The sequence below is a fragment of the Acinetobacter sp. Z1 genome (assembly GCF_024296945.1).
Taxonomy (GTDB): Bacteria; Pseudomonadota; Gammaproteobacteria; order Pseudomonadales; family Moraxellaceae; genus Acinetobacter; species Acinetobacter beijerinckii.
Genome location: NZ_CP101115.1, coordinates 2,442,099 through 2,458,674, shown reverse-complemented (window position 1 = coordinate 2,458,674; position 16,576 = coordinate 2,442,099). Strand labels below are relative to the sequence as shown.

Below are 16,576 nucleotides of genomic sequence, written 5' to 3'. Positions count from 1 at the left end.
TGTGAAAAGTCGATTAATTATTGAAAAAGAATGAATTGTTTTAAATAAATGTTTGTTGTTTAATTTTAATGCTGAAAATATGATCAGTATGTATAAGTTATATATTGATTTTAGATGTTCAAAATAAAAACAGCCTACAGCCTATTCATTAAAATAGGCTGTTTGAAGACTGAGAATTTTTAATTCTTGAGTTTAAGCATAAATATCTAAGAAGTTTTTAAAAATTTGATGACCATGTTCGCTTAAAATTGACTCAGGATGAAATTGAACACCTTCAACAGGTAGTGTTTTGTGTTTCACCCCCATGATTTCTTCAATGGTTCCATCAGCTTGATTGGTCCAACAGGTAACTTCTAAACATTCAGGTAAGCTTTCTTGTTCGATTACGAGAGAGTGATAGCGAGTTGCAGCAAAGGGTGAAGGTAAATTGCTAAAAATTCCTTTATCACTATGGTGCATATCTGACAAACGACCATGCATGACTGTTTTCGCACGGATAATATTGCCACCAAAAGCTTGTCCTATTGCTTGATGACCTAAGCAAACACCGAGCAATGGAATTTTTCCTGCAAAATGATTAATCGCTGGTATAGAAATTCCTGCTTCACTTGGAGAGCATGGGCCAGGACCAATCACTAAATATTTTGGCTGCCATCGTTCAATGTCCTCTAATGTCACTTGATCATTACGAACTACTTTTACTTCTTGATTCAACTCGCCAAAATATTGAACGATGTTGTAAGTAAATGAGTCATAATTGTCAATCATTAGAAGCATGATTATAACCTTTTGAAAATATGCACTTAACTGTGCTATTGAATTCGATAAACTAATCCGAACGCTATGTAATTTCATCTCTCTTTAACAAAAGAAGGATTATTCTAGCGATTACGTGAAATCATCATATCAAAACAGACCATGAATGTGGAAATTTTTGAAACAACTAGTTATTTTAGACCGAGTGATTTTCTTAAATTAAAATAAGTAATTAAGTATGAATAATTTTTGTAATTATACACTTGAGAAAAAAAGAACAAGGTGAATGGAAAGTCTAATTGAATTGATTGGAATGATTCTAAAAAGAATGATATAAAAAGCCAATTTATGCTAAGAATAATGGCGTAATTAGCACTACATTAGTTCTTTGTTATTTATATTGCACTGTTTTGGTACATTTTGTCTTTTTTAGGGACTCTTGTGGAATAGTAATGTATAAATATGGTGCATTACTAAATGCAAACATTATAGTAGACATAGGACATGGAGCTTAAAGCATTTTTTCTGCAAAGAATTTCAATGTTTTAGGTATGCTTTAAAATTGTTGGTATGATAATTGCTAATTATATATCAACAACTAACACGCACTTAACAAGTGCACAAAAATTTCATTGGAGCAAATGAGCATGGCGAACAAGGTCCTTCAACTCATCAAAGAAAGTGGCGCAAAATGGGTCGATTTTCGCTTTACTGATACTAAGGGTAAAGAGCAACACGTAACTTACCCAGCTGACACGATTGATGAAGATACATTTGAAGATGGTAAAATGTTCGATGGTTCTTCAATCGCTGGTTGGAAAGGCATTGAAGCTTCAGACATGATCTTACGTCCGGATGCTGAAACAGGTTTTCTTGACCCGTTCTTTGCTGAGCCAACAGTTGTTGTGACTTGTGACGTTATTGAGCCATCTACTGGTCAAGGTTACGAGCGTGACCCTCGTTCGATTGCTCGTCGTGCTGAAGAGTATTTAAAATCTACAGGTATCGGTGATACTGCATTCTTTGGTCCAGAACCAGAATTCTTCGTTTTTGACGAAGTGAAATGGGATATCGATATGTCTGGCGCTCGCCATACATTAATCGCTGAAGAAGCTGCATGGTCTACAGGTAAAGATTACGAAGCTGGTAACTCTGGTCATCGTCCACGCGTTAAAGGCGGTTACTTCCCAGTTCCTCCAGTTGACTCTCATCAAGATATGCGTGCTGAAATGTGTGCACGTATTGAAGACATCATGGGTCCTGGTCGTGTAGAAGTGCATCACCACGAAGTTGCTTCTTGCCAATTAGAAATTGGTGTGAGCTTTAATACCTTAGTTCGTAAAGCGGACGAAGTTCAACAATTCAAATATGCAGTTTGGAACGTTGCTCACCAATATGGCAAAACAGCGACATTTATGCCTAAGCCAATGGTAGGTGATAACGGTTCTGGTATGCACGTTCATATGTCAATCTCTAAAGATGGCAAGAACTTGTTTGCTGGTGATGAATATGCTGGTTTATCAGAAATGGCATTATTCTTCATCGGTGGTGTAATCAAACACGCTCGTGCGTTGAATGCGATTACGAATCCAGGTACAAACTCTTATAAGCGTTTAGTTCCGCATTATGAAGCTCCGATTATGCTTGCTTATTCAGCACGTAACCGTTCTGCTTCTATCCGTATTCCTTACGTTTCTAGCCCTAAAGGCAAGCGTATTGAAGCACGTTTCCCTGATCCATTAATGAACCCGTACTTAGGTTTTGCTGCATTGTTAATGGCTGGTCTTGATGGTATTCAAAACAAGATTCACCCAGGTGAAGCTGCTGATAAAAACTTGTATGATCTTCCTCCTGAAGAAGAAGCAAAAATCCCAACAGTTGCTCATAACTTAGAAATGGCAATTGCTGCGCTTGAAGCTGATCATGAGTTCTTATTAAAAGGCGGTGTATTCACTAAAGAAATGCTTGATGCATATATCGAACTTAAAACTGAAGATGTACGTCGTCTTAACACGACTACTCACCCAGTTGAATTTGATATGTACTACAGCCTGTAATACATCCCAAATAAAAAAAGCTCGCTTCGGCGAGCTTTTTTTATGCATTTGATTCAATTGAAAGTCATACGCTTTTTCTAAAAAAAATCATGTAAACTAATCGCGATGTTTTTAGTGAGCCAAGCATGCGAAATTTACGACCAAACAGAATAAATGGGAGCGAAATTCCTAAAGAATTAAAAAAATGGTTATATGCATCTGGTTCATTAACACAACAACTCACTGATCTTGGTGGTGGCGCGTTTCATGTTGAGCGAACGAAAGAACATTATCAGCGTTTAACAATGAAAGATGGTCGATGGATGAATATGCCAATACATCATATTGCATGGGTCCGAGAAACAAATTTGTATGGAGGTGAAGAGCAGCCATGGGTAAAGGCCAAAAGTATATTTCCTATTCTTAGTCTACAAAAGAAAGCTCGATTATTTAAACATATCCGTAATAAGCCAATTGGTTGGTTTTTATTTCAACGTACTAATCCTGCATGTCAAAGACGAGTAATCTATCTTGAAGAGGGATGGACTAGACAAAGTTGTTATACTTGGCATGGATGTAAGTTCATAGTACAAGAAACTTTTTTACCAGCATTTGAACAGTTTATTAGACAGCATTGACTCTAAGGATTCATCATGGAAACAGTGCAACACACAACATGGCGACAACGTTTAGAAGCCTATTACTATTTATGCCGTTTTGATAAGCCAATTGGAACTGAATTGGTTTTTTGGCCAACAATGTGGGCTTTATGGATTGCATCTAAAGGTACGCCAGACCTTAAAATTTTACTTGTTATGATTCTAGGCGTCATTTTTATGCGTGCAGCAGGTTGCGCTATTAATGATTTTGCTGATCGTAAAGTGGATGCCCATGTTGAGCGAACCAAAACTCGTCCATTAGCAACAGGCATAATTCGTGCGCGTGAAGCTGTTTTTGTTTTTTTTGCATTAGTTTTTGCAAGCGCTTGTCTATTATTTTTCTTGCCTATAGAAACTTTTTATTGGTCATTTGGCGCATTATTTTTAGCTTTCATCTATCCCTTTATGAAACGCTATACCAATTTACCTCAAGTGTTCTTAGGGGCTGCTTTTTCTTGGTCGATTCCAATGGCATATACCGCTGTTGGACAGACACCTGACTTAACTTGTTGGCTATTATACTTCGGTAATTTAGCATGGACTGTCGCTTATGATACGCAATATGCAATTACAGATCGTGAATATGATTTAAAAATTGGTGTGAAATCTACAGCCATTTTATTTGGTCGATATGACATACAAATTATTGCCTTGTTGCAAATCTTGAGCCTGCTCTTAATTGGTTCTACACTCTATATTGAAAATATTCTTATACCATTTGGAATACTTTCATTGATTGTCGTTGCAGCTGATTTTATTTATCAAACATTCAAAACAAAAGATCGTGAACCGCAAATTTGTTTTTGGGCATTTCGTCACAATAGATGGGTTGGAATGATAATTTTTCTAGGAATCTTTTTGCAATTAACATCTTAAAATGACCGATTAGTTGAAAAGTGTTCTATGCAGAGCACTTTTTTTATGCCTTAATAAAGTCGCGCGTAGTTTCGTGCACACAAAAACAAGACTAAAAGGACATTTTATGAAACGGTCAAATATTGCTTTAGCAATAACTTTCTCAATTTCTGCTTTATTTCTATCAGCGTGTAACGACAGTAATGATGATTATTCAAGCAGCAATAAAGATAAAACATTTATCTCAGAAAGTAGTTATTCAAAAGATAGTTTGAATTTTGCTACTTCAATTAAAGTTATGACTTATAACATGACGAATGTGCAGGGTAAAACAGCAAAAGCTACCGCTATGGTTATGTTCCCTAAAGTTGCTGCACCAAGCGATGGTTATCGTGTAGTGGTATGGGAGCATGGAACAGTGGGAATCGCAGATAGCTGTGCTCCTAGCAATAATGTGCTTAATCCACGTTTTAAAATTTTAGCTGAAACACTCCTAGCTGCTGGTTATGTCGTTGTTGCACCTGATTATGAAGGTTTAGGAACTGCGGGTATTCATCCATATCTGAATTTAGGAAGTGAGGCAAAATCTGCGATTTCTGCAATGCAAGCAGTTAAAGATCATTACAATACTAAATTAAATGGTGCTTGGATGTCGGTAGGGCAGTCGCAAGGTGGTCAAGCTTCTATAGGAACTGCTGAGTATGCAAATGCTGATATATCTTATAAAGGCGCTGTTGCAGGCGCTCCAGCATCAAGTTTAGGTAAGATTATTCTTGAAGTTGCTCCAGCTGCATTAGCTGAAATAGAAAAGGCTGAGGTATTGAATAATGTGCCATTAGCAAATCGTGTTTCTGTAGATTCTTATGCAACACTACTGGCATATGCTGCATTAACTGGTGTTGGTATTAAAGCTTATGAACCAAGATTCGACTATCGAGATATTTTCCAAGATCGCGCTAAATCATTGGCAGAGTTCGCTGAAGGTACGACAGGTGAAAATGGTTTATGTCTTGATAATGATAGTGATTCAAGTGCGAGCCTTATTGAGAAATTTAAAGCCGACATCATCAAATTTATGACGGATAATCCAGATAAAAAAGTGATGGATTATCCCGGCTTAGATACCAACAATTTCAAAACGAACACAACTGTTCAGAAGTTTTTGATAGATAATCAGCCAGGGACTAAACGTATTGATAAACCAGTCTTGGTTGTGCAAGGTACAGCAGATACCAATGTTCCTTACCCTGTTACTCAGACATTGGTTGCTAATTTGAAAGCATTGGGTTCGGCTGAAGTTGAATTAAAAGCTGTAGTTAATGCATCACATACACAAGCGATTGTTTGTAAAAACTTAGATATTTATAACTTTATTCAAGCAAAAATGCCTGCGAAGACAAATGTGGTGATTGATCCTGCAAAAATTGATGCAAGTAAAGACCCTCAGTGTACGGGTAAGTTTTAAACTCAAAACTTAATTTTTAATGTTAAAAGAGTCTCTTTATAGAGACTCTTTTTTGTTATATTGTTGCATCGCTTAGAACAAGTATTTAGGTTTGATAGATATGAGCCAGCAAGTGGTGGAAAAAAAACGAGTACCGTGGTTATTAATGGCTTTAGGATTATTGATTCCGATTTTTATTGTTGGAATGGCTTTTCTTGCTGCAAGAAGTGATGCTGAAACCAAGAAAAAATATGATCAGCAACGTGCTGAAATTGCAAAAAAGTTTGAACAACAAAAACAAGTTGAACCAACAACTCAGGCTGAATAATTCAGCTGAGGATGATGTATTATCGGATATCCATCTGTAATTGTTTTATAGATGGAATTTCACTATAGCGTTGTATTCGATATCCAGCTTCCTGTAGCATTTTATCTCTTTTTTCATCTTCTTTTTCTTTTCCAATATGACTCGGATCATCGAGTTCAATCACAGCTAAAACATTCATTGATTGGTCTAAAATAACAAAGTCGGTGACTTTACGATTGAACTTACTTCGAATTTTATAATGACTACTGGTAATTAAAGCGCTAAAAGCGACTTGGGTTAATATGTGATGTTGTGGAAAGGCGTGTTGAAGGCGTATAAACATTTTTGATTCAAATGATGTAATCACTGGTCGAGCAAAGAATTGTTGTTTATGGAAAAAGAGTGGGCGTAAATAGCTTAATAAAAGCAATACTGTACTGATAGTGCCAATAATGAGAAATAGATTTGATTCAAACATGTTTTTATCAATACTTAATAAAAAACCCACTCAATGAGTGGGTTTTTAGAATCTTGGCTCTCCAACCTGGGCTCGAACCAGGGACCTGCGGATTAACAGTCCGTCGCTCTACCGACTGAGCTATTGGAGAATCTTGGTACGCATTCTATGCATGTCGTGGGTTGCGGTCAAGCAATTCATTCGAAAAAATTTAAATATTGATTTAATTGTATTTTTTATCATCATTTTATGGATTTTAACGATAGAAAAATGAAAACTTATTTTATTTGACAGATTTTGGGAAATAAAAAAGCCTACATCAATGATATAGGCTTTTTCGAATCTTGGCTCTCCCACCTGGGCTCGAACCAGGGACCTGCGGATTAACAGTCCGTCGCTCTACCGACTGAGCTATGGGAGATTAGTAGATTGGCTCTCCAACCTGGGCTCGAACCAGGGACCTGCGGATTAACAGTCCGTCGCTCTACCGACTGAGCTATTGGAGAATCTGATGCGCATTTTATGCATGAAATTGATATGCGTCAATAAGAATAGTAAATAAAATGAATCGTTTGCTTGATAAATATTCTTTTATTGTTTTATGCATAAAAAAACTGCCCTTAGTGGGGCAGTTTTTATTCAAGAAATAAAAATTATTTCTCAACACCGGCTGGTTGACCCGCAAGTTTTGCATTTGCGTAGTCCCAGTTCACTAAACTTTCTAAGAAAGTCGCGATGTATTTTGGACGTAAGTTACGGAAATCGATGTAGTAAGCATGTTCCCAAACGTCGATTGTTAATACAGCAATTTGACCGTGAGCAAGTGGAGTATCAGCATTTGCAGTTTTAGTAATTGATAATTTACCATTTACTTCATCAGCTACTAACCAAGCCCAACCTGAACCAAATTGAGTTGTTGCAGCAGCAGTAAATTCTTCTGCAAATTTTTCGTAGCTACCAAAAGCTTCTTCGATTTTCGCTGCAATCGCGCCAGTTGGTTTACCACCACCATTTGGTTTCATGCTGTTCCAATAGAACGTGTGGTTCCATACTTGTGCAGCATTGTTAAAGATACCTGCTTTAGATGCATCACCAGCAGAAGCTTTGATGATTTCTTCTAAAGTTTTACCTTCAAGGTCAGTACCTTTGATTAAGTTGTTTAAGTTAACAACGTAAGTATTATGATGTTTGTCGTGGTGGTATTCTAAAGTTTCGCGAGTAATGTGCGGAGCTAAATCATCATAGCCATATGGAAGTGCAGGTAAAGTAATGGTTGTCATGTTTCAATCCTTGCATTTGCTGGGTTTTACATTAAGTGGCTCTATTGTAAATGATTCTAAAGACAATAGAACAGTCTTTTAAAGAACTATACACAATAACGACTTAATTTAAATGTATAACCCAAATGGAAAAAAGATTTAACAAAATCGGTTTCTTCAATTTTATTAAATCGGATTATTTAATTCAAAATATGTTGTATCTATCGAAAATTCGCTTGCGATTACTTGAGCTAAACGTTGTACACCGTAACGTTCAGTTGCATGATGGCCACATGCAAAGTAATGAACACCAAGCTCTTTTGCTTCATAGAAAGTACGTTCACTCACTTCTCCAGAAATATATGCATCACATTTTTCTTGAGCAGCTTTATGAATAAAATCCTGAGCGCCGCCTGTACAGAAGCCAACTTTTTGAATTGTGGTTTTATGGCAAGGTAAATGGATGACTGAAAAATCGAAGATTGATTGGAGCTTGGCTTTAAAGTCATCAGGATGTATTGGATTATTTAAATACCCAATATTACCAATCGGATGTTTCTCTGTTGAGTCTAAAGCTTCTATATTCTGTAGACCCATTAAATCGGCAATTGCTGCATTATTACCTAGCGTTGCATGTGAGTCTAAAGGCAGGTGATAGGCAATTAACGAAATATTGTTTTGAATCAATTTTTTTATACGGTTACCACGCATCCCCGTAATCGGGTAGGATTCACCTTTCCAGAAATAACCATGATGTACAAGTAATGCATCTGCATTCTGCGCTATTGCAACATCAATGGCATCTTCGGATGCTGTTACGGCACAAACTATTTTATTGACCTCAAGTTTGCCTTCAATTTGCAAACCATTCGGTGCATAGTCTTTGAACTCATTTGCTTTTAATGTTTGATCACACCATTGCACAATATCATGCAAATTTGCCATGGACTTCCTCAAATAATTACATCTTTTATAACAGTCAATAAAAACATATTTTTAAATGTAACTAAAGCTAGACAAAACTTTTTTAACTTTTGCATTGATTTTAAGCAATTTACATTACAATAGTGGAAACTTTTAGTTCTTCAATAAATTAACTCGTTACATAACTAAATTTCTCCTAGAGGATAATTAACGTGCGCCGTGCATTTACATGGTTACCTTGGGTATTACTCATTCTTGTTACATTAAGTTTTCTGGTTTGGCAGAAATCACATCAACCAAAACCTACTGTTGCGGCTGATGGCGTAAAAATGCCTGCGGAAAAAGTTGAACCGCTGATTGATACAACACGAACGGGTGGGGTGGTTTCTTACAGCGCTGCGGTTAAAGTAGCTGCGCCTGCTGTCGTCAATATTTTCACAACCCAAAAAGTAAAACAGATGAATCATCCATTATTGAATGATCCTGTTTTCCGTGAATTTTTTGGCAATCAAATGCCACAGCAACCTCAAAATGAAAATAGCTTGGGTTCAGGTGTGATTGTTCGTGCTGATGGTTATATCTTAACGAACAATCACGTGATTGCTCAGGCTGAACATATTGTCGTGGCATTGCAAGATGGTCGTCGTGCTGAGGCGAAAGTAATTGGCACAGATCCTGATACTGACTTGGCTGTGATCAAAATTGAGTTAGATAAACTTCCTGTTTTACCATTTAAATTGAGTGGTAATGAAGTGGGTGATGTTGTACTCGCAATTGGTAATCCATTTGGTGTAGGACAAACTGTTACTCAAGGAATTATTTCTGCGACAGGTCGTTCAGATTTAGGTATTAATACCTATGAAGATTTTATTCAAACTGATGCAGCAATTAACCCAGGTAACTCAGGTGGTGCATTAATTGACGTTGCAGGTAATCTAATTGGTGTAAACACTGCTATTTTCTCGCAGTCAGGCGGTTCGTTAGGTATTGGCTTTGCGATTCCTGCTAAAGTTTGTCAACAAGTTTTAAATTCCATTTTGAAAGATGGTCGTGTCGTTCGTGGTTGGTTAGGTATCAGTCTGATTCCAAATACTTTGGATGAAGATGTCTTACAATCAAAACCAGTGGGCGTTATCGTTGCAGATGTATTACGTGATGGACCTGCTGATGCGGCTGGTGTAAAACGTGGTGATAAGATTATTCAAGTGAACAATGAGCAAATTTCATCTGCTTCACATTTGATTAATTATGTGGCGTTGCAAGCACCTGAAAGTTTAATCAATGTCGTGATTGAGCGTGATGGTAAGCAGCAAACGGTAAAAGTGAAAGTAGGTGAGCGTAAGGTGCAACAAAATGCTCAATCTCAGTACATTCCACTACCGAAACATCAACAATAATTTATCAGTTTAAACTCATAAGGGTTGCTTTGTAAGCAACCCTTTTTTTGAAAAATAAAAAAGCTTGCTGAAAAAGTTTTATCAGCAAGCGCTTTGCAATTTCTATTGTTTTTTATTTTTTATTAAATCATCTAAATTTGATGGTTTAATGACAGTTTTCTGAAAGTTAAATGACAAGCAAAAATTCATTATCTTTTCATCTTATTCAAAAAGTTGCTTTTTAGTATTTATAATCAAGCTGTAACCATAATTTTTGCGTATCTACACCAAAATCATTTGCTTGATAGTCTGAATATTTTGCTAAAGCAGACAAGCCTTTAATTGGTAGCGTATGGCTATAAGAAATTGAATATTCTTGACCATAATCTATATTCTTTTCCTCACTACGATATTGATGTAATTCCGTACCCAGTTTGCCTTTGCTAAAAATGTTAAAATTAGAGGTGATGTATAAGTCTTTCAAACCATTAGCAGGAGTTGTTAGGAACATATCCGTCCAACCATTAAATTTGTGCTTTGTTGCTAATGGCGTTTGGAATGCAATCTTTCCATCGTCACTACTCAGAACTTCGTAACCAATAGAAATTTCCCCAATAGTTGTTGATTGACTCGATATATTATAACCCAGCTCAAGTGCATAATAGTCAGCATCATAATTGGTTGGTTGATCTGCATATTCTGTTTGATTTGCATACTCTGCTGAATATTTGAAGTCATTTTTCTTACCTGTCACTCTCAAACCATAGGTTTGATTTGACCATGCAGTAAGATCTTCAAAGTCCATCAAATAACCATAAACCACGGCATTTAAAAGAGGGTTGTAATTGATTTTGGCTTGAATCAGATGAATTTTACTTTCTTGTTTGCTCGCTTGAGCTTGAATAAACTTCGGCTCAGGTTCTTCGCTTCCAAAAATCGTATTGACTTGATCAATATATGAATAAAATAATCCAAATTCTTTGCATGGTTTATAATTCAAGCTTACAGCATCAAAGGTTTGGTCATTCTGTCGCCAAGCCACTGCGCCTACAAAACGTTGGTTATCTAAATTAATTATTTGACGACCTACAGTTAAATCAAGCTTAGGGTTGTAAACATATTTTAAATACGCTTGATTGAGCTGTAAGCTCTCAGCATCAGGAACGGTACTGTATTGAGTTTGACTATTTCGAGTGCTATTAAATTCATCATTAATCTCGACTGTACCTTCACCTTGAATGAATACACTTAGACCGTGCCATGAACCCGTTTGAAGTGCTGGTCGAATGCGTAATGTCCATGCATCCGCATTTTTGAGCGCATTATTTTGATCGACAAGCTCATAACGTAAACGAGTATCTAAACTAAGTTTTGTTTGAGAGAAAAAATCATCCGATGCTGAAGCTAGAGTCGATAAACATGCAAGCGTGATTAATGAATACGAAAATTTATTCATCGCAGTATCCTTTATAAAGTATTTGAATTTGGAGTAGGGGAGGATGAGAAAGCCTCATCCTCTAAAGTAAGCGTTTAGGTTGTTAAATTACGTTCAAGTAAAGCTTGCTCGTATAATTCTTTTTCTTTGTCTTTATGTTCAACTGAGAAGCGAATGAGAATGACACTAAATGCAGCCACAGTCACGAGGCAACCCAAAATCATCAAACAGGTTTGAACATCGAGTAATCCTTTGAGTAAGAAACCTGCGGCAACCGCACCTACGTTTCCGCCTGCACCAATGATTCCTGCTACGCCACCCAGTGCATTGCGATCAATAAACGGGACTAATGCGTAAGTTGCACCACATGACATGTGTGTAAATAGTGCAAATACAGTCATGGTGATAATCGCCAAACCAATCGTATTCATTTGAGAGAATAAAATTAAGAACAAGCCTTCTAGTAAAATGAGGATAAATAAAATTTTAGTACGACCATCTAAGCCTTTGGTAAGCGCGACTTTATCCGATACGATTCCACCAAGTGCACGAGCAAATAATGCAAGCAAACCAAAGATACCAGCAGTTAAACCTGCTTCTTTTAAACCCATGTTGAAATGGTCAACGTAGTACATTGCAGCAATGTTATGAATGAAGATTTCGATGCCAAAACATGCAGCATAAGACACGAATAGAATCCAAACGCGATAGTTACGTGCAGCTTGCATCAAAATAGCCATGCCACCCTTTTTACCACTACCAACTTCTACACCATTTGCACGTAACTCTTTGAAATCACCTTGTGGGCAGTCTTGAGTAAATTTCCAATAAAGCACACCAACAATGAGCATCATTACACCAGGGACAAGCAGCGCAATTCTCCAGCCCATTGCTTGCTCAACACCAAACATCACGATCACACCTAAAATTAATGGCATGATTGCTTGTGTCGCACCGCCACCTGCATTTCCCCAACCCGCAGATGCCGCGTTAGCTGTACCGACTACGTTTGGAGCAAACATAACGCTAGTATGGTATTGAGTGATTACAAAACTTGCACCAATCGCACCAATCAGAAGACGGAAGAATAAGAAAGATTCATAGGTGTTTGCTGCTGCAACACCGAATACAGGAATACTGCCTAAGATTAATAATGCGGTATAAGTTTTGCGAGGACCATATTTATCACATAGCGGACCGACGATAAGGCGAATGAGGATTGTGATTGCAACAGCAGCGATATTGATGTTGGCGATTTGATCTTTCGTTAAATTAAATTCCCCTTTAATAACGGGCATCAGTGGTGCGCAAGCAAACCATGCGAAGAAGCAAACAAAGAATGCAAGCCAAGTCATATGGAAGGCACGCATTGCAGGAGTTGAAAAGCTAAATAATTTTATTTCAGTGGCTTTTTTTGCATTTAAATTCATTTTTGAAGACATGGCCTTCTCCTGAACTGTACGTTATTAATTTTTGCTTAGTAAAATGTTTACAAAAGCAAATCGAACAGAGCGGACATCGTTGGCCGTCATCAAAATTTTGTGAATCATCGTTGATCCAACATGTTTGATATAAAGCAAGTGCCATGCCAAAACAAATTATTAACCAAATGAATAATTTAAACTACTCATTATAATTAGGATAATGAATTAATTTTATCAACCTGATGTATCTTCGCTATAACATTTGAGTTTAATAAAATAAATAAATGAAAGTTTTGTTTAACAAAATTATTAAAACTGACTGTTCTTGGTGCGTGATTTTTATTCAGATTGATTTAAAAAGTTGCGAAAATAAAAAAGCAGCACGAGCTGCTTTTTTCTTGATCTTGGTTTAGAAGCGGTAGCCAACACCGACATAAGTAATTAGAGGATCAATATCAATTTTTGTATTTGCTCTGATCAATTCTTTGCCTGTATTGCGGTCAGTTACAGAAATTTTGGCCTCATTATTCATTTTTGAATAAGACACAGAGCCAACAGCAAACCAATTGGGATTAAAGTCATAGGTAGCACCTAAAGTCACAATCGGTGCAAAGGTATCTGTTGCTTTGAGTTTGACAATAGGATCTGCGGATGAGGTTTTACCATCTAAGGCTGCGCCAGCTTTTCCATCATGAATGTTTTGAATCATATGACCTGCTTTGATGAGATCGGATTCAATACCAGAATTCATTTTTAATGAGTTGAAGTATGCGTACATGACACCAGCTCCAACGTAGGGGCGGAATTTATTGACACCAGACTTACCAAATTGATAATGGAGTTCTACGGCTGGTAGCCAAGCACGTGCAGATGCAGCTTTATCACCTTGTGTGAGGTCTGTAATATGAATGTCTTGTTTTAAAGGGATATCACCCAGAACTGCACCGATACCTCCTGGTTTATCTACACCAGTTAATGGTGCGTAAATATCACCTTTCCCTTTGATATCGACTTTTGGCGGAACACCTGCTTTTACTTCTAGAGAAAGATTATCTGTGAAATGATAATTCATCATTATACCAACAGTATCAACATCGTCGGCTTCTAACCCCGTACCTTGAGCTTGCCAGTTTGATAATCCATTGATTGTAGCTTCACCAGAAATATTACTTCTTAAATGGGTAACACCATCTATCTGCTCAGAAATAACACTTGAAACGATAGGGGTTTTAAGTAATGTCGATAAAGTATTATATTTAGTCTGACCTTCTTCTGTAGAGCGATCAATTGCATTTAATACTGAATCTGCGGTCACTGATCCAACCTTAGATTTAGACCCTTCTGCAACACTGGTATTGATATTGATTGGATTAGCACTTCCTTGTGGCATGGCATGCAACCAGCCAGCAGAGACAGAAAAACGTTTAAACCCATCTCCATCTTTCAAACTAAAGTAAGGTGATTCAGCGAAAGTGATTGTTGGTAAGGTTGCAGCAATACCTATAGCAACACAAAGGATGTGTTTTTTCATAAGGAGGACTCCATGTCCGATTTATAAGGAACTTTTTATTCCCCTCAAAATAACCCTTTTTACTAAATGGTTTGTTTAGTTAGAATTTATAATTGTTATGCTTATGAATACTTTTGTTTGATTTAGATAAATTGATGAAGAAATTGTGAATGCATAAAAAAAGCCACCGAAGTAGCTTTTTTTAAATGAAATAAATTACATAAAGCGAGATAAATCTTCTTCAGGGCGTGCAGTTAACACTTCAATGCCTGTTTTAGTTACCAAAATCGTATGTTCATATTGAGCAGATAACTTGTGGTCTTTTGTGACAACAGTCCATTTATCACCTAAAAGTTTCGTTTGCCAAACACCAGCATTCACCATCGGTTCAATGGTAAAGGTCATGCCTGCTTCTAAACGCATGCCTGTACCTTTTTGCCCATAGTGTAAAACTTGTGGTTCATCATGGAATACATTACCAATACCGTGACCACAATATTCACGCACAACACTGAAACGTTCGGATTCAACATATTGTTGAATGGCATGGCCCACATCACCTAAATATGAGCCATCTTTAACCGTTGCCATACCACGATACATTGCTTCTTGAGCTACAGAACAAAGACGGCTAGCTAAAATAGAAGTTTCACCCCCTATGACATACATCATATTGGTATCACCGTGATATCCATCTTTAATAACAGTCACGTCAATGTTTAAAATATCACCATTTTTTAAAATTTTATTGTCAGAAGGAATGCCATGACAAACAACATGGTTGACTGAAGTACAAATCGAATGTTGAAAAGCAGGGCGACCCGGTGCAGCACCATAACCCACACATGCGGGTATAGCGTGTTGCACATTTTCAATATGATTGCGACAGATTGTATCGAGTTCTAAAGTACTCACTCCCGCTTTAATATGCGGCTTAATCATGTCTAAAACTTCAGCCGCCAATTTACCTGCAACACGCATCTTTTCAATTTCTTCAGGTGTTTTGATTAATCGACGAGGAGCTGTATAAGTTGTATTCATGATCTCTAAAAACTTTTGGTAATTTGCAAGTGTCTATGGTATAAATAGCCGCCTATTTTATCAAATGCTTTTCGTGATAATTTTCTGTTTAGAAATTGTCCGTGAAACGTTGTGAAATAGTTTTACAAAATCCGCACATATATCGTCACATTACTCTGGGTGCCTAGCAATAGGTGGAGAATGCGGATATATGGAGGCCTAACCCAAACTTAAGGTAAAGAAAATGGCAGATTACAACGTAAGCATGCGCGACCTTCTTCAAGCAGGCGCACACTTTGGTCACCAAACTCGCTTCTGGAACCCAAAAATGCGTCAATACATTTTTGGCGCGCGTAACAAAATTCACATCATCAACCTTGAGCACACTGTTCCTGCGTTAAATGATGCATTGAACTTTGTAAACAATCTTGCAAGCAAAAAGAACAAAGTATTGTTTGTTGGTACTAAACGTGCTGCTTCAAACATCATCCGTGAACAAGCTCAACGCGCTGGTCAACCATATGTAGATCACCGTTGGTTAGGTGGTATGTTGACGAACTGGAAAACACTTCGCCAATCTATCAACCGTTTAAAAGACCTTCAAACTCAAGCTCAAGATGGTACTTTTGCTAAACTTACTAAACGTGAAGCTTTAGAACGTACTCGTGAGATGGAAAAACTTGAACGTGCTTTAGGCGGCGTTAAAAACATGGGTGGTTTACCTGACGCATTATTTGTAATTGACGTTGATCACGAAGCAATTGCAATTAAAGAAGCTAAAAACTTGGGTATTCCTGTAATCGGTATCGTTGATACAAACTCTAACCCAGATAACGTTGATTATGTTATTCCTGGTAATGACGATGCGATCCGTGCAGTTACTTTGTATGCTTCAGCAATGGCTGATGCGATTCTTGCTGGTAAAGAATACGCTCAATCACAAGCAAATGCACAAGCTAAAGGCGAAGAAGCTGCGAAAGAAGCTCCTGAGGCTTAAGGCGTTTTGACGCAAGCTTGTCATTTTTGTGATTTAAAATGATGACAAATTGAGCGTCGAGAAAGCAGAGCGGCCCAGAGAAAACTTTGGGCCGTTTTTGTTGAAAAGATTCATATT

Annotated in this window: 15 protein-coding genes and 3 tRNA genes; 7 read left to right on the top strand and 11 right to left on the bottom strand. The window is 37.3% G+C overall.

Translation table 11 applies throughout. The features are described 5' to 3' along the window. Positions 1-192: 192 nt before the first annotated feature. On the bottom strand, positions 193-777 hold the full coding sequence (locus NGC85_RS11535) for an aminodeoxychorismate/anthranilate synthase component II (protein ID WP_254731296.1): 585 nt from the start codon (positions 775-777) through the stop codon (positions 193-195). A 620-nt stretch (positions 778-1,397) separates the two neighbouring features. Between NGC85_RS11535 and glnA the strand changes: the two genes are divergently transcribed. From glnA to NGC85_RS11510, 5 genes are all read left to right on the top strand, one after another. Then, complete coding sequence (glnA, locus tag NGC85_RS11530) at positions 1,398-2,813, top strand: type I glutamate--ammonia ligase (protein ID WP_171057879.1); 1,416 nt, start codon at positions 1,398-1,400, stop codon at positions 2,811-2,813. A gap of 125 nt (positions 2,814-2,938) precedes the next feature. Continuing rightward, positions 2,939-3,430, top strand: a complete 492-nt coding sequence (locus NGC85_RS11525; protein WP_254731293.1) for a chorismate lyase — start codon at positions 2,939-2,941, stop codon at positions 3,428-3,430. A gap of 15 nt (positions 3,431-3,445) precedes the next feature. Then, positions 3,446-4,327 carry a 4-hydroxybenzoate octaprenyltransferase gene (ubiA, locus tag NGC85_RS11520; RefSeq protein WP_254731289.1) on the top strand — a complete coding sequence of 294 codons (882 nt, stop codon included), beginning with the start codon at positions 3,446-3,448 and terminating at the stop codon, positions 4,325-4,327. 106 nt (positions 4,328-4,433) lie between these two features. Next, positions 4,434-5,771 (top strand): prolyl oligopeptidase family serine peptidase, encoded by a 1,338-nt coding sequence (locus tag NGC85_RS11515; protein ID WP_254731286.1) that lies wholly within the window; start codon positions 4,434-4,436, stop codon positions 5,769-5,771. 100 nt (positions 5,772-5,871) lie between these two features. Continuing rightward, positions 5,872-6,078, top strand: a complete 207-nt coding sequence (locus NGC85_RS11510) for a hypothetical protein (protein ID WP_005062567.1) — start codon at positions 5,872-5,874, stop codon at positions 6,076-6,078. 19 nt (positions 6,079-6,097) lie between these two features. Here NGC85_RS11510 and NGC85_RS11505 read toward each other — a convergent pair whose 3' ends face one another. The 6 genes from NGC85_RS11505 to NGC85_RS11480 form a co-directional block, all read right to left on the bottom strand. Next, the gene (locus NGC85_RS11505; protein WP_254731283.1) at positions 6,098-6,535 is read right to left on the bottom strand and encodes a DUF2726 domain-containing protein; all 438 of its coding nucleotides are present in this window, start codon (positions 6,533-6,535) and stop codon (positions 6,098-6,100) included. Between the two features lie 54 nt (positions 6,536-6,589). Beyond that, positions 6,590-6,665 (bottom strand) — tRNA-Asn (locus NGC85_RS11500). A gap of 194 nt (positions 6,666-6,859) precedes the next feature. After that, positions 6,860-6,935: transfer RNA gene (locus tag NGC85_RS11495), tRNA-Asn, on the bottom strand. 9 nt (positions 6,936-6,944) lie between these two features. Continuing rightward, a tRNA-Asn gene (locus NGC85_RS11490) sits at positions 6,945-7,020 on the bottom strand. Positions 7,021-7,167: 147 nt separating this feature from the next. Beyond that, positions 7,168-7,794, bottom strand: a complete 627-nt coding sequence (locus tag NGC85_RS11485; protein ID WP_004670542.1) for a superoxide dismutase — start codon at positions 7,792-7,794, stop codon at positions 7,168-7,170. 165 nt (positions 7,795-7,959) lie between these two features. Continuing rightward, positions 7,960-8,718 carry a Nif3-like dinuclear metal center hexameric protein gene (locus NGC85_RS11480; protein ID WP_254731279.1) on the bottom strand — a complete coding sequence of 253 codons (759 nt, stop codon included), beginning with the start codon at positions 8,716-8,718 and terminating at the stop codon, positions 7,960-7,962. A 191-nt stretch (positions 8,719-8,909) separates the two neighbouring features. Here NGC85_RS11480 and NGC85_RS11475 point away from each other — a divergent pair, with 191 nt between their 5' ends. Beyond that, complete coding sequence (locus NGC85_RS11475) at positions 8,910-10,094, top strand: trypsin-like peptidase domain-containing protein (RefSeq protein ID WP_005054865.1); 1,185 nt, start codon at positions 8,910-8,912, stop codon at positions 10,092-10,094. A gap of 220 nt (positions 10,095-10,314) precedes the next feature. Here the strand turns inward: NGC85_RS11475 and NGC85_RS11470 are convergent, their stop codons facing one another. The 4 genes from NGC85_RS11470 to map form a co-directional block, all read right to left on the bottom strand. After that, positions 10,315-11,529: an alginate export family protein gene (locus NGC85_RS11470; RefSeq protein ID WP_254731276.1), complete on the bottom strand. Its 1,215-nt coding sequence runs from the start codon at positions 11,527-11,529 to the stop codon at positions 10,315-10,317. A gap of 74 nt (positions 11,530-11,603) precedes the next feature. Next, positions 11,604-12,950, bottom strand: coding sequence for an MFS transporter (locus NGC85_RS11465; protein ID WP_254731273.1), 1,347 nt, complete (start codon positions 12,948-12,950; stop codon positions 11,604-11,606). Positions 12,951-13,341: 391 nt separating this feature from the next. After that, the gene (locus NGC85_RS11460) at positions 13,342-14,463 is read right to left on the bottom strand and encodes an OmpW family protein (protein WP_254731270.1); all 1,122 of its coding nucleotides are present in this window, start codon (positions 14,461-14,463) and stop codon (positions 13,342-13,344) included. A gap of 195 nt (positions 14,464-14,658) precedes the next feature. Next, complete coding sequence (gene map / locus NGC85_RS11455; protein ID WP_254731267.1) at positions 14,659-15,483, bottom strand: type I methionyl aminopeptidase; 825 nt, start codon at positions 15,481-15,483, stop codon at positions 14,659-14,661. 223 nt (positions 15,484-15,706) lie between these two features. Here map and rpsB point away from each other — a divergent pair, with 223 nt between their 5' ends. Then, complete coding sequence (rpsB, locus tag NGC85_RS11450; protein WP_005054855.1) at positions 15,707-16,459, top strand: 30S ribosomal protein S2; 753 nt, start codon at positions 15,707-15,709, stop codon at positions 16,457-16,459. Positions 16,460-16,576 lie beyond the last annotated feature (117 nt).